The organism is Paracoccaceae bacterium, from assembly GCA_012103375.1.
In the GTDB taxonomy this organism is placed as follows: domain Bacteria; phylum Pseudomonadota; class Alphaproteobacteria; order Rhodobacterales; family Rhodobacteraceae; genus WLWX01.
The window spans coordinates 893,021-905,534 of sequence record WLWX01000001.1 but is presented as its reverse complement, the minus strand read 5'-3'; the positions used below and the strand labels follow the sequence as shown (position 1 = coordinate 905,534).

The following is a 12,514-nucleotide window of genomic DNA, read 5'->3' as shown; positions in this document are numbered from 1 at the left end:
CAATGTCATAGCCCGCCGGTTCGTTCAGGAAGCCGAAGTCCGGCTCTTTCCCAAGATTGGCCAGGTTTTGCATGGTATTGCTGATCAGGAACGCGGCAAGCAACATGAAGCCGATCAGGGCAATTACCTGGATCGTCATCGAGCGGTAGCGCGTGTCGTAAATCAGCATCGACAGCCGGAAGGCCGTTTTCGGCGGATTGTGTTGAAAAACTCCGAAATCAGAGCGTCGCGGATTTCTTGCGAAAACCTATGAAGCGAAATAGTCGGAAAGCTTTGACCACGAGACAGCGCATGGCTGCGCGTGAGCGCATGTAGGCGATTTGGGCCGACCCCCGCGCCAAAAATTTAGGATCGGGCTGCATGGAAAGAAAAATCATCGTTCAGGCCCTAAAACGGAGTTTTTCAACACAATCGGCGGATCGGTCACCGTTGTCATTTTACAAATACCCCCGTTGGGTCCGGCGCGTCTTGATCCCGCGTGTTTGTCACGCGATGCGGCGCCCGAAATTTGTCTGGTCTGGCAGATGTGAAAAGGGCGCGGGGGATGCCCGCGCCCTTTCCTGACTGTCTTTTAGCGGAACGGCGGTGCGTAGAGCAGACCACCTTCGGTCCACTGCGCGTTCAGACCGCGCGCCAGACCGATTGGCGTGTTCTCACCGATGTTCTTTTCGAACACCTCGCCATAGTTGCCGGCAACGCCAATGGCGCGCTGTGCCCATTCGGCATCCAGACCCAGCATTTCGCCCAAGGTGCCTTCGGTGCCCAGAAGACGGTTGATTTCCGGGTTGTCACCGGCAGCCGCAGCCAGATCGCCCATATTGGCCGAGGTCACGCCATATTCCTCGGCAGCGACCAGCGCGTTCAGCGTCCAGCGAACCACGTCACCCCATTCGCTGTCACCGTGACGGACCAGCGGGCCCAGCGGCTCTTTCGAGATGATTTCGGGCAGGATCACCCACTCGCTGGCGTTCTCGAACGTTGCACGGCTTGCGGCCAGACCGGATGCGTCAGAGGTATAGACATCACAGGAACCGGCACCAAGCTGCTGCAGCGCTTCGGCGTTGGTTTCAATCGGAACCGGCTCATAGCTGATGTTGTTGACGCGGAAGAAATCCGCGAGGTTCAGTTCCGTGGTCGTACCGGTCTGAATGCAGATTGTTGCGCCATCCAGATCCTTGGCCGAGGTCACGCCCAGCTCTTTCGGTGCCAGAAAGCCCTGACCGTCGTAATAGTTCACGCCGACGAATTCGAACTTCAGGTCGACATCGCGGCTGAAAGTCCAGGTGGTGTTGCGCGCCAGCATGTCGATTTCGCCCGAGGCAAGCGCCGTGAAGCGGGTCTTGCCGGTGGTCGGAACAAATTCGATCGCCGAAGCGTCATTCAGAACGGCGGCTGCAACCGCGCGGCACATGGCCACGTCAAACCCCTGCCATTCACCGTTGGCATCGGGCATCGCAAAGCCGGCAACGCCGGTGGACACACCGCAGTTCAGCTTTCCGCGTTCCTTGACATCATCAAGTGTACCAGCGGCGGCACCTGCGGCAGCCAGACCGGCAACGGTCAAAGCGCCCAGAAAAGTTGATTTTTTCATGTTTACCTCTTCCTGATGGGACCACCTCTGCGGGTGGTGTTTTTTAGGCCCATAAAGGACCAGAATGGTTAATCTAACAGGATTTGATCCCTGCGTGGCGCGCAACATGCAGGACGAGGTTGGATTAGGTCAAGGCTCCCGCGCGCAGAATTGGGCCCAATCGGCCCTAATTTTGCGCCGAGCGCAGGAAAATTCTAATAACGTTGCGTAAGGTGAAAGAATGCAATCGCTTGCAAAAATCCTGTTCGGCGAATCGCTGCCTCGGCGTCGGCCAAATCATCGCGTCCCCACTGTTCAATCTGCCAGTCTTCATCGATTCGCCCGGCCTGCCATAGCGCTTCGGACGGCTGAACGCCGTGCAGGGTTGCCAGCCCGATGATCAGTGAACCGGTCAGACTGACAAGGTCATGCAGGGCGGTCAGTTCAAAGGGATCATAGGTCGCCACCGCATCGGCAAGCCGGCGCAGAGCTTCGGGCGGATGGTCAAGCGGCATGATGCCCGCGCCGACGCCCAGGCGCGCCCCGAACATCTGCGCAGCCCAGTCCAGCAGCGGGTCCCAGGCCGTGGCCTGTCGCGCCACAAGCTCTGCCGGGCCTTCGGCGCGATGGCTCAGCAAGTCGGTTTCCCCATAGGCCGCGATCATGGCTGCAACTTCGGCACGTTGCGGCGCGACCTTGTCGATGGCAGCATTGGCGGCGCGGGTCACGGGCATTGTCAGGGGATTGATCAGACCGTCCTGCGCCGCCCATTCGGCCGCAATGGCCTCGGCCATGGGGCGGGTCGGCAGTGTCAGGGCCGCCTTTGCGGGGGTGCGCACGCAACGCGTGTCGAGGTGGACGGTCCAGCCATCGCCGACTTCGACCACAGAGGTGTCTTTCCAGAAACGTTTGGCGGCCCAATCGCTCATCCAGCAGCCTCGACCAGAAAACCTTGTAGAAGATCGCCGAAATCATCCGCGATCCGACCCGCCCCGCAGTCGCGCAGGCTGGATACCGGGTGGTATCCCCAGCTGACCCCGATCGTCGCCACCCCGGCGGCGCGACCCATCTGGATGTCGAAGGTGGTGTCGCCGATCATCACGGTGTCTTCGGGGCCGACCCCGGCATCCTCCATCGCCGTCAGAACCATCGAGGGGTGGGGTTTGGACGGATGCGTGTCAGCGCATTGCAGCGTGACGAAATGCGCCTCCAGCCCGTGATGCGCGACCATGTGATCCAATCCGCGCCGGGATTTTCCCGTGGCCGTGCCCAGCAGATGACCGGCCCCATGCAGCCGGTCCAGCGCGTCGCGCGCCCCGGGGTACAGCGGTGCCGGGTCCACAGCACTGGCCCGCGCACTGGCGAACGAGGCTTTGTATGCATCGCTTAACGCATCGGCATTCGCATCAGGCGCCAACCGGGCCATGGCCTGCGGCAACGACAGGCCGATGATGGACAGGACCGCCGCACGGTCCGGCGCTGCCAGCCCCTGATCCGCGAAGGCCGCCGCCATGGCCGCCTGAATATGCGCCTGACTGTCGATCAGGGTGCCATCGACATCAAACAGGATCAGGCGGGCCATTCCGCGTCCTCATCAAACGGGTCGGGGGGGACGTCGGCGGCGCGCCAGTCCATCACCTCCCATGTGCGGGTCATGTGGTCGGGCAAGGGGGCCGTCAGGGTCAGCGCGGCGCCGGTGAAAGGATGCTTGAAGGTCAGGCTGCGGGCATGCAGGTGCAGTTTCTTGCTGAGCGCACCCCCCAGCCCCGCACCCCAGCCATCGCCCAGATTTTCCTGCCCGCTGCCGCCATACTTGCCGTCGCCCGCAATCGGGTGCCCGATCTCGGCCATATGGGCGCGCAGCTGGTGCGTGCGCCCGGTGATCGGCGACAGCGCCACCCAGGCAGCACGCTGACCCAGGTTGGCCAGTACCGCGAAATCGGTGGTTGCCCGTTTGGCATCGGGGGTCGAGGCGACCTCATCCGGGTGGACGCACAGCATCCGTTCACCTTTCGCGCCGGGCGCTTTCACCAACCCGTATTTGATCGTGCCCATCCGCGGATGCGGCACGCCCGCAACCGCGGCCCAATAGATCTTGCGGGTGTTGCGATGGCGGAATGCCTCGGCCAGTGATTTGGCGGCAGCGCGGCTGCGCGCCAGCAGCAGCACGCCCGAGGTATCCTTGTCCAGCTGATGCACCAGCTTGGGCGCATCCTCCAGCCCGAAACACAGCGCCTCGGCCATGCCGTCGATATGGCGGGTCTGGCCGCTGCCGCCTTGCGTCGCCAGCCCGGCGGGTTTGTTGAGTGCGATCAGGTGGTCGTCGCGATAGAGGACGCAATCACGGATCATCGCGGCATCCGCATCAGATACCTTGAATGTCCGGCGCGGTTTGGGCGCGGCGGTGTCCGGCAGCGGCGGTATGCGGACCACCTGCCCGACTGCCACACGGGTCGCGGCCTTCACCCGGCCACCGTCCACGCGAATTTCGCCCTTGCGGCACAGCTTTTCGATCCGTCCCTGCCCGACCTGCGGGAAATGGCGGCGGAACCAGCGGTCAAGACGCTGGTCGCCCTCATCCTTGCCGATGGTCAGGGTCTGGACACCGCTCATACCGCGCCCCTTGCGATCCAGAGGCCGAAGAACAGAGCAGCGATAGACACGACGACCGAGGCCGCGACATAGCCTGCTGCCGCGCCGATCTGCCCGCGTTCAAACAACGTCACCGCGTCCAGCGAAAAGGCCGAGAATGTGGTGAAGCCGCCTAGCAGGCCGATGGTCAGGAACGGCGCGAACCGCATGCCGCCCTTTTGCGCCAGAACCACGATCAGCACCCCCATCAGGAAAGAGCCGACAACGTTCACAATCAGCGTCCCCCAGGGAAACCCATGGCCGAACAGCCGCACGGCGCCGACCCCGGTCAGATACCGCGCGGACGCACCCAATGCGCCACCGGCGGCCACTTGTAGAAGCGTTGCAAACATGGGCTGCATGTCCCCCGCCGCGCCCCGGCTGTCAACAGCGAGTCTTTTTCGCCCGTTGCGCGACAAACCAGTCGAGGCGCTTTTTCAACTCACGCTCGAACCCGCGTTCGACGGGCTGGTAATAGACGCCGCGCTTCATGCCATCGGGGAAATAATTCTGCCCGGAAAACGCGCCCTCGGCATCATGGTCATAGGCGTAACCCTCTCCGTAGCCCTGTTCCTTCATCAGCCCGGTGGGCGCGTTCAGGATGTGCTTGGGCGGCGGTTCGGATCCGGTACTGGCCGCCGCGCGGCGCGCATTCTTATAGGCCGCATAACCCGCGTTCGATTTCGGGGCGAGGGCGAGGTAGATCACCGCCTGCGCCAGAGCCAACTCTCCCTCGGGCGACCCGAGGCGTTCATAGGTCTGCCAGCCATCCAGACAGACTTGTTGCGCGTGACTGTCCGCCAGACCGATGTCCTCGACCGCCATGCGGGTGATGCGCCGCGCCAGATAGCGCGGGTCTTCGCCGCCTTCCAGCATCCGGGCGAACCAGTAAAGCGCGGCATCAGGGTCGGACCCGCGCACCGATTTATGAAGGGCGCTGATCAGGTTGTAATGCGCATCACCCGACTTGTCGTATTGCGCGGCACGTTTTTGCAGCCGCTTCGTCAATGCGGCGACGTCCAGCTTGCCGGTTGCCTTCCAGGCGATCACCTGCTCGACCAGGTTCAGCAACGCCCGCCCATCGCCATCGGCCATTTCAAACAGCGCCTCGCGCGCAGGACCGTCAAGCGGCAGGGGCGCGCCTAGGTCTTTTTCGGCCCGCTGCGCCAGCAATTCCATATGTGCCAGCGTCAGCCGTTCCAGAACCAGCACCGTGGCCCGGCTCATCAAGGCGGCGTTTAACTCGAAGCTGGGGTTTTCCGTCGTGGCGCCGACCAGCAGAATGGTGCCGTCTTCCATATGCGGCAGGAAACCGTCCTGCTGCGCCTTGTTGAAACGGTGTATTTCGTCAACGAACAGTAGCGTGCCCTGCCCGTTGGTGCGCCGCATCCGGGCTGCCTCGAACACTTTTCGCAGCTCGGGCACGCCGGTGAAAATCGCACTGATCTGCACAAAGGCCAGATCCGTCTCATCCGCAAGCAATCGCGCGATGGTGGTTTTGCCGACACCCGGCGGGCCCCAGAAGATCAGCGACGACAGGCTGCCTGATGCCAGCATGGATCCCAAAGGCGCGTCATCAGCAAGGATATGATCCTGACCGATGACGTCGCTTAGTTTCTGAGGTCTGAGCCTGTCAGCCAACGGACGTGGAGCACCATTGGGGGAGTCGCCTGCGATGTCGAACAAATCGGCCATGCATAAGACATAGGTGCGGGCCACGCCCGTTGGAAGCAGGAAAGAGGGACCCCAGGCGCGGGGAACTGCCCCGGGGCCCCTTTCGGCTGGGTTAGTGAAGCTTGGTTGCCAGGTTGATATTCACACATACGCTGCGCGAGCCTTCGATATCCATCACCGGCCCACAGGGGCGGCAATCGATACCGGTGCGCCGCGCCAGACGTGGCGAGTGTTCCGGGATCATACCAAGCACAGTTGACGCGCCAAGTTCACGCGCCGACGAGACCATCTCGCCGATCAGCGCCATCTGTACGCGCAGTCGCAGCTTGCTCGGGACGTCTTGGGTGACGAACACTCGGCTGCTTTCCCAGACATGGGATGCCACTGGGGCAGTGTCCCACATCAGGTCCTTGGGGATCGTATCCAGCAATCCGCGCTGAGCGTCGCGGATCATATACGTATAGATACCGACCCTATTGGTTGTCGGGGTCAGACGGACACCGGCCAGAACACGACCAAATTCGTGCACGGCGATCCAGCGGCTGGCCGGGGTGTCATACTGATCGAATTCCATACCGTCGGCTTCTGGGAGATCCCAGTTCTTCCGACCGATAAAGGTATTATGGCGTGCCCGAAGCATGTTCGAAAACAATTCGCCATGTTTGTGCATATTGTTGAATGATAGAGTTGTGGTTTGCATATTAGCCCCCGCTAGTTTGCATGGTTACAAAAAAGTCGGAGGGGGATGGTGCAAGCTACTGTTTTACAAGAGGCGGAACTCCCGCGCTTTCCGCAACGCTTCGGCAGTGGTGCGCGCTCCCAAACGCGACCGTGCCGAACTGAGCCTTGCTTTCAACGCACTTTCGGAAATTCCTAGCTTTGCCGCGGCCGCTGTGTGCCGGTCCCCCTCGGCGAGCAGACGCAAAGCTTCGACCTGAGCGCCCGTCAATTCCGACGGAGGCTCGGCGGCGACATGTAAACGTGTCACCAGGTCCGCTGCCTTGGCTATCTCCTCGTCACTGAACTCTCGGTCATCGCGCGCAATGCCGACGATGGTACGTGACGTGATCGGCCCGAAGGAGAACACTGCACCATACGTAAGCCCGTAGTCACGGGCCTGTCCAATGATGTTGAAAGGGTCAGGAAGCTTGATCGCGCTCCACCGAGTAGCACCTTTGACCCCTAGTCCCCAGAAAACCAGAGGATCGCGCAAGGCATATGCATTTTCGGTGTAGAGTTTGATCCAATCCGAACAGTAGGTCTGAACAAAGACCAGCGGTGCCGCAAAACGAATATGAAGCCCGGCCGAGAACCCTTTCGGGGACATCGCGCCCAGCTCCTCGAAGAGAACGTTAAGCTCCCTCGATTTTGTCATGCCATCATTGGACCCCCCGCCGTCGGCGGATGTCGTCTTGAATTGGCTTTCGTCGTAATGCCACATACCAGTTCTACGAGGCGGCAAAGTCCTACCAGACGCAACAACTTGTCACGCATTGGCGAAATCGAACATCACCGTGTCGCTACCATTCCCTTTCGTTTACGTCAGCGTAACCACCCAGTTGGCCGCTGACATACCTATTTAGACAGGTTGCTTTCGTGCGTTTCAACCTTAAATTGCGGGTTACGGGTTGAAGGCGCGGGGGCTGACGTGACGGAAATCAAAGAAAAAAACACAGTTTTGCCAGAGACTCTGGCAGGCGATTCTGGTGCCGACCTCCTTAATTTTATGGTCCTGAGCAGTCGTGAAAGCCAGAATGAGGCGGAAACGACGCAATCTTTTCTGGTTTCGCTATCGCTGAAAAATATCAACTCGGAACGCCGCGCGAACTGACGATTCGTAAACAAACGGCCGGCGAAACGCCGACCGTTTCCAAAATTCTACATAATCCGATGGGGATTAACGCGTTTAGGTTTCCGATTCGGCCTCGGACTCAACCCTGGCGCGATCTGCGGCGCCTTTGGCGTCTACGTTGCGATCCACCAGTTCGACAATGGCCATCGGGGCCATGTCGCCATAGCGGAACCCGGCCTTCAGAACCCGGACATAGCCGCCCTGGCGTTCCTTGTAGCGCGGCCCCAGAACCTCGAACAATTTGGCGACGTGCATGTCCTGCTTCAGCCGCGAAGCGGCCTGACGGCGGGCGTGCAGATCGCCGCGTTTGCCCAGCGTGATCAGCTTGTCAGCGATCCGCTTGAGTTCCTTGGCTTTGGGCAGGGTCGTCTTGATCTGTTCGTGTTCGATCAGCGATCCGGCCATGTTGGCGAACAGCGCCTTGCGGTGTTCGTGGGTGCGGTTCAGGCGGCGATAGCCCCGTGCGTGACGCATGTGTCTTACTCCGTTTCGATGCCCTCTACGGGCTGTTTTACTTTGTCCGGCTGGCGATGCGTGTCACCAGCTCTCCTTGGGGCGGATGCCCGGGTTTGCGACGTCGGCAGGACGTCGGCAAAGTGTCGGCAAAACGTATGGCACCCGGCCATACGCCTTGCCTATTCGATCAGAACTGGTCTTCGAACTTCTTGGCCAGATCCTCGATATTCTCAGGCGGCCATTCCTCGACATCCATGCCCAGATGCAGACCCATGCCTGACAAGACCTCTTTGATCTCGTTGAGCGACTTGCGGCCGAAGTTCGGCGTGCGCAGCATCTCGGCTTCGGTTTTCTGGATCAGATCGCCAATGTAGACGATGTTGTCGTTCTTCAGGCAGTTGGCAGAACGGACGCTAAGCTCCAGCTCATCAACCTTCTTCAGCAGAAGCGGGTTGAATTCCAGACCGTCATCGTCGCTTTCGGCGCGCGCGCTTTCCGGTTCGTCGAAGTTGACGAAGATGCTCAGCTGATCCTGCAGGATGCGGGCGGCATAGGCCACCGCGTCGTCCGGGCTGATCGAGCCATCGGTTTCCAGTTTCAGCGTCAGCTTGTCGTAATCCAGAACCTGACCTTCGCGCGTCGGCTGAACGTCATAACTGACCTTGCGCACCGGCGAAAAGATCGCGTCGATCGGCATCAGGCCGATGGGCGCATCTTCGGGGCGGTTACGGTCGGCGGCGACATAGCCTTTGCCGGTGCTGACCGTCAGTTCCATGAACAGGTCGGCGCCATCGTCGAGGTGGCAGATCACGTGATCCTTGTTCAGAATCTCGATGCCCGCGCTTTCGCTGATGTCGGCGGCGGTCACAACCGCCGGGCCTTTGGCCGAAATCGACAGGCGCTTGGGCCCTTCGACTTCCATACGGATCGCAACACCTTTGAGGTTCAGCACGATGTCGGTGACATCTTCGCGCACGCCTGCAACGCTTGAAAACTCGTGCAGGACGTTGTCGATCTGAACGCTGGTGATCGCGGCACCCTGGAGGCTGCTCATCAAAACCCGGCGCAGGGCGTTGCCCAGCGTCAGGCCAAAGCCACGTTTCAGCGGTTCGGCAATCACGGTTGCCTGACGCATCGCGTCGTTGCCCGGTTTCACGTCAAGCTGTGTCGGCTTGATCAGTTCGGCCCAATTCTTATGGATCATGTGTGTCTCCTCAATCCTTGCCTGCTGCCCATGTCCGAGGCCGGCAGACGCCCGAGGTTCAAATGACGAAGCCGGGCCAGCGGCAATTTTCCGCGACCCGACCGGGGTTGTTCTTGCCTTAGACGCGGCGGCGCTTTGGCGGGCGGCAGCCGTTGTGCGCCATCGGGGTGACATCACGGATCGAGGTGATGTTGAACCCGGCGGCGGCCAGTGCGCGCAGCGCGCTTTCACGCCCCGAACCCGGCCCCTGCACTTCGACTTCCAGCGTTTTCACGCCGTGCTCGGCTGCTTTGCGACCCGCATCCTCTGCCGCCATCTGGGCCGCATAGGGTGTGGATTTCCGCGAGCCTTTGAAGCCCATGGTCCCGGCGGACGACCAGGCAATTGCGTTGCCCTGCACGTCCGAGATCAGGATCTTGGTGTTGTTGAACGACGAATTCACATGCGCCACACCAGCGGCGATGTTCTTCGAGACTTTTTTCTTTACGCGACGATCACGTGCCATCTGACCAGACCCCCCTTATTTCTTCTTGCCGGCAATGGCCTTTGCGGGGCCTTTGCGGGTACGGGCGTTGGTGTGGGTGCGCTGACCGCGAACCGGCAGGTTGCGGCGATGGCGCAGACCGCGATAGGATCCGAGGTCCATCAGACGCTTGACGTTCATCTGCACTTCGCGGCGCAGGTCACCTTCGACGGTGAAATTTGCGTCGATATGTTCGCGAATGGCGAGGACTTCAGCATCGCTCAGCTCGTTCACGCGGCGGGTGGCGTCGATCTTGACAGCCTCGCAAATCGCTTTGGCCGAGGTGTGGCCGATACCAGTGATATAGGTCAGCGCAATCGGAACGCGCTTTCCGGTGGGGATATTGACCCCGGCAATACGTGCCATGTAATGGACTTCCTTCTTCGTTGCGGGTCCGTCGTTCCAGACCCTTTTTTCACAACGCAAGCCCGAGGCGGCAATCGGCCATCGGGCTGCTGGTTCTTTCGGTGCTGTGGCGATGCGGGGTGCGACCCCAATCACGCCAATTCCCTTGCGGGATGGGCTGCTTTAGGGGGGATTGACTGGGGCGTCAACCCTGCTTGCCTCAGCTTTTCAATGCCTCTGCAATCGACGCCTCGACCACATCCATCGCGGCCAACCCGTCGACCGATTTCAGGTCGCCCTTGGCGTAGTAATATCCGATCAGCGGAGAGGTCTTCTTGTAGTATTCCATCAGCCGGATCTTCAGGCTTTCCTCGTTGTCGTCGGCCCGTGCAGTTCCACCGGCTGCCACGGCCTCACGCGCGCGGTTGACGATCCGCTCGACCAGAACATCGTCATCGACCTGCAGTTCGACTACAGCATCCAGCGCCTGCCCGTGACGTGCCAGCAAGTCACCCAGCGCATCGGCCTGCGCCAGCGTGCGGGGGAAGCCGTCGAAGATAAAGCCGCCTTTGGCGTCGCCGTTCAGCTTTTCCTCGATCAAGCCGATGACAATCGCGTCAGTGACCAGATCACCACGGTCCATCACGGCGGCGACCATCTTGCCCATTTCGGTGCCAGAGGTCCGAGCTTCGCGCAGCATGTCGCCGGTGCTCAGCTGGATCATGTCGCGCTTTTCAACCAGGCGGTGCGCCTGCGTGCCTTTTCCGGCCCCCGGAGGGCCAAGCAAAATGATGTTCATGTCCCGGTCCCTCTGTGAAACCTGCGGCGCGGTGGCCTTTGACCTTACCGGCGCGCAGGGGCCTTTTCGCCAGTCTTACCACGGCGTTTGCCGCGCAGCTGAGATTTTTCGATCAGGCCTTCGTACTGATGTGCCAGAAGATGGCTTTGCACCTGCTGGATCGTGTCCATCGTCACGCTGACAACAATCAGCACCGAGGTGCCGCCGAAGTAGAACGGGATCGCCAGCTGGCTGCGCAGGATTTCCGGCAACAGACACACCAGCGCCAGATAGGCCGAGCCGAGCACCAGCAGACGCACCACCACATAATCCAGGTATTCCTTGGTTTTCACGCCGGGGCGGATACCGGGAACAAAGCCGTTCTGGTTCTTCAGGTTGTCGGCCACATCCTCGGTCTTGAAGGACACGTTGAAGGTGTAGAAGTAGGTGAAGAACACGATCATGCCACCGAAGAACAGCAGGTACAGCGGCTGACCGGGGCCGAAGTAGGCCAGGACGGTCGACATGATCGGCCCGGTTTGCGCGCCCGAGAACGTGCTGACGGTGGTGGGCAGCAATAGCAGAGAGCTGGCGAAGATCGCCGGGATAACACCCGCCGGGTTCACCTTGATCGGCAGGTGCGAAGACCCGCCATCATAGACCTTCATCCCCACCTGGCGGCGCGGATACTGGATGTGGATCTTGCGCAGGGATCGCTCCATGAAGACCACGAAGGCAATCACCACAACAACCATCAGGATCACACCAACGATGATCGCCGGGCTGATGGCGCCGCTGCGGCCCTGGCTGAGGAATTGCGCAAGTGCGGCGGGAACCTCGGCGATGATGCCGACAAAGATGATGAGTGAGATACCGTTGCCGATGCCGCGTGCAGTGATCTGCTCACCCAGCCACATCAGGAACATCGTGCCGCCAACCAGTGTGATCACTGTCGCGGCGCGGAAATACCAGCCGGGATCGGTGACCAGGTCGCCCGCCTCAAGACTGACGGCAAGGCCATAGGCCTGGAATGTCGCCAGGAACACCGTGCCATAACGGGTCCATTGGTTGATTTTCTTGCGCCCCTGCTCACCCTCTTTCTTCAGCTGTTCCAGCTTGGGCACCATGGCCGTCATCAGCTGAATGATGATCGAGGCCGAGATATACGGCATGATCCCCAACGCGAAGATCCCCATGCGCGAGATTGCGCCGCCGGTGAACATGTTGAGGATGCCACCGATCCCTGCGCCGGCGTCTTCCATGAAGCTGCGCAGCGCGGCACCGTCGATGCCCGGCACCGGAATATACGTCCCAAGCCGATAGACGATCAGCAGTCCGAGGGTGAAGACAATGCGCTGGCGCAATTCGGTTGCTTTACCGAACGCGCTCCAGCTCATGTTTGCGGCCATTTGTTCTGCGGCTGATGCCATGGAAAGCGCCTTTTATCATGTCAGCGCCGCCAGACCGGGTCCCGGTCGGCG

Annotated in this window: 15 protein-coding genes and 1 pseudogene; 1 reads left to right on the top strand and 15 read right to left on the bottom strand. The window is 60.7% G+C overall.

Annotation, left to right across the window (positions count from 1 at the left end):
• Position 1: 1 nt before the first annotated feature.
• From GKR99_04780 to GKR99_04740, 9 genes and pseudogenes are all read right to left on the bottom strand, one after another.
• Positions 2-169, bottom strand: a pseudogene (locus tag GKR99_04780) (amino acid ABC transporter permease).
• A gap of 402 nt (positions 170-571) precedes the next feature.
• The gene (locus tag GKR99_04775; GenBank protein ID NKB26898.1) at positions 572-1,591 is read right to left on the bottom strand and encodes a transporter substrate-binding domain-containing protein; all 1,020 of its coding nucleotides are present in this window, start codon (positions 1,589-1,591) and stop codon (positions 572-574) included.
• A 194-nt stretch (positions 1,592-1,785) separates the two neighbouring features.
• Positions 1,786-2,499, bottom strand: a complete 714-nt coding sequence (locus GKR99_04770) for an ATPase (protein ID NKB26897.1) — start codon at positions 2,497-2,499, stop codon at positions 1,786-1,788.
• Positions 2,496-3,152: an HAD-IA family hydrolase gene (locus GKR99_04765; protein ID NKB26896.1), complete on the bottom strand. Its 657-nt coding sequence runs from the start codon at positions 3,150-3,152 to the stop codon at positions 2,496-2,498. The genes GKR99_04770 and GKR99_04765 overlap by 4 nt, the downstream gene beginning before the upstream one ends.
• On the bottom strand, positions 3,140-4,183 hold the full coding sequence (locus tag GKR99_04760) for an RluA family pseudouridine synthase (GenBank protein ID NKB26895.1): 1,044 nt from the start codon (positions 4,181-4,183) through the stop codon (positions 3,140-3,142). The genes GKR99_04765 and GKR99_04760 overlap by 13 nt, the downstream gene beginning before the upstream one ends.
• Positions 4,180-4,554, bottom strand: coding sequence for a fluoride efflux transporter CrcB (gene crcB / locus GKR99_04755; GenBank protein ID NKB26894.1), 375 nt, complete (start codon positions 4,552-4,554; stop codon positions 4,180-4,182). The genes GKR99_04760 and crcB overlap by 4 nt, the downstream gene beginning before the upstream one ends.
• A gap of 31 nt (positions 4,555-4,585) precedes the next feature.
• The gene (locus tag GKR99_04750) at positions 4,586-5,896 is read right to left on the bottom strand and encodes an AAA family ATPase (GenBank protein NKB26893.1); all 1,311 of its coding nucleotides are present in this window, start codon (positions 5,894-5,896) and stop codon (positions 4,586-4,588) included.
• Positions 5,897-5,987: 91 nt separating this feature from the next.
• The gene (locus GKR99_04745) at positions 5,988-6,575 is read right to left on the bottom strand and encodes an N-acyl-L-homoserine lactone synthetase (GenBank protein ID NKB26892.1); all 588 of its coding nucleotides are present in this window, start codon (positions 6,573-6,575) and stop codon (positions 5,988-5,990) included.
• A gap of 63 nt (positions 6,576-6,638) precedes the next feature.
• On the bottom strand, positions 6,639-7,250 hold the full coding sequence (locus GKR99_04740; GenBank protein ID NKB26891.1) for a LuxR family transcriptional regulator: 612 nt from the start codon (positions 7,248-7,250) through the stop codon (positions 6,639-6,641).
• 273 nt (positions 7,251-7,523) lie between these two features.
• On the opposite strand from GKR99_04740, the gene GKR99_04735 reads away from it, so the two are divergent.
• Positions 7,524-7,706, top strand: coding sequence for a hypothetical protein (locus tag GKR99_04735; protein ID NKB26890.1), 183 nt, complete (start codon positions 7,524-7,526; stop codon positions 7,704-7,706).
• A gap of 75 nt (positions 7,707-7,781) precedes the next feature.
• Here GKR99_04735 and rplQ read toward each other — a convergent pair whose 3' ends face one another.
• From rplQ to secY, 6 genes are all read right to left on the bottom strand, one after another.
• Positions 7,782-8,201, bottom strand: a complete 420-nt coding sequence (rplQ, locus tag GKR99_04730; GenBank protein NKB26889.1) for a 50S ribosomal protein L17 — start codon at positions 8,199-8,201, stop codon at positions 7,782-7,784.
• Between the two features lie 169 nt (positions 8,202-8,370).
• Positions 8,371-9,387, bottom strand: coding sequence for a DNA-directed RNA polymerase subunit alpha (locus GKR99_04725; GenBank protein NKB26888.1), 1,017 nt, complete (start codon positions 9,385-9,387; stop codon positions 8,371-8,373).
• A 118-nt stretch (positions 9,388-9,505) separates the two neighbouring features.
• Complete coding sequence (gene rpsK / locus GKR99_04720) at positions 9,506-9,892, bottom strand: 30S ribosomal protein S11 (protein NKB26887.1); 387 nt, start codon at positions 9,890-9,892, stop codon at positions 9,506-9,508.
• Positions 9,893-9,907: 15 nt separating this feature from the next.
• The gene (rpsM, locus tag GKR99_04715) at positions 9,908-10,276 is read right to left on the bottom strand and encodes a 30S ribosomal protein S13 (protein ID NKB26886.1); all 369 of its coding nucleotides are present in this window, start codon (positions 10,274-10,276) and stop codon (positions 9,908-9,910) included.
• A gap of 199 nt (positions 10,277-10,475) precedes the next feature.
• On the bottom strand, positions 10,476-11,054 hold the full coding sequence (locus tag GKR99_04710; protein NKB26885.1) for an adenylate kinase: 579 nt from the start codon (positions 11,052-11,054) through the stop codon (positions 10,476-10,478).
• A 44-nt stretch (positions 11,055-11,098) separates the two neighbouring features.
• The gene (secY, locus tag GKR99_04705; protein ID NKB26884.1) at positions 11,099-12,463 is read right to left on the bottom strand and encodes a preprotein translocase subunit SecY; all 1,365 of its coding nucleotides are present in this window, start codon (positions 12,461-12,463) and stop codon (positions 11,099-11,101) included.
• Positions 12,464-12,514: the final 51 nt, after the last annotated feature.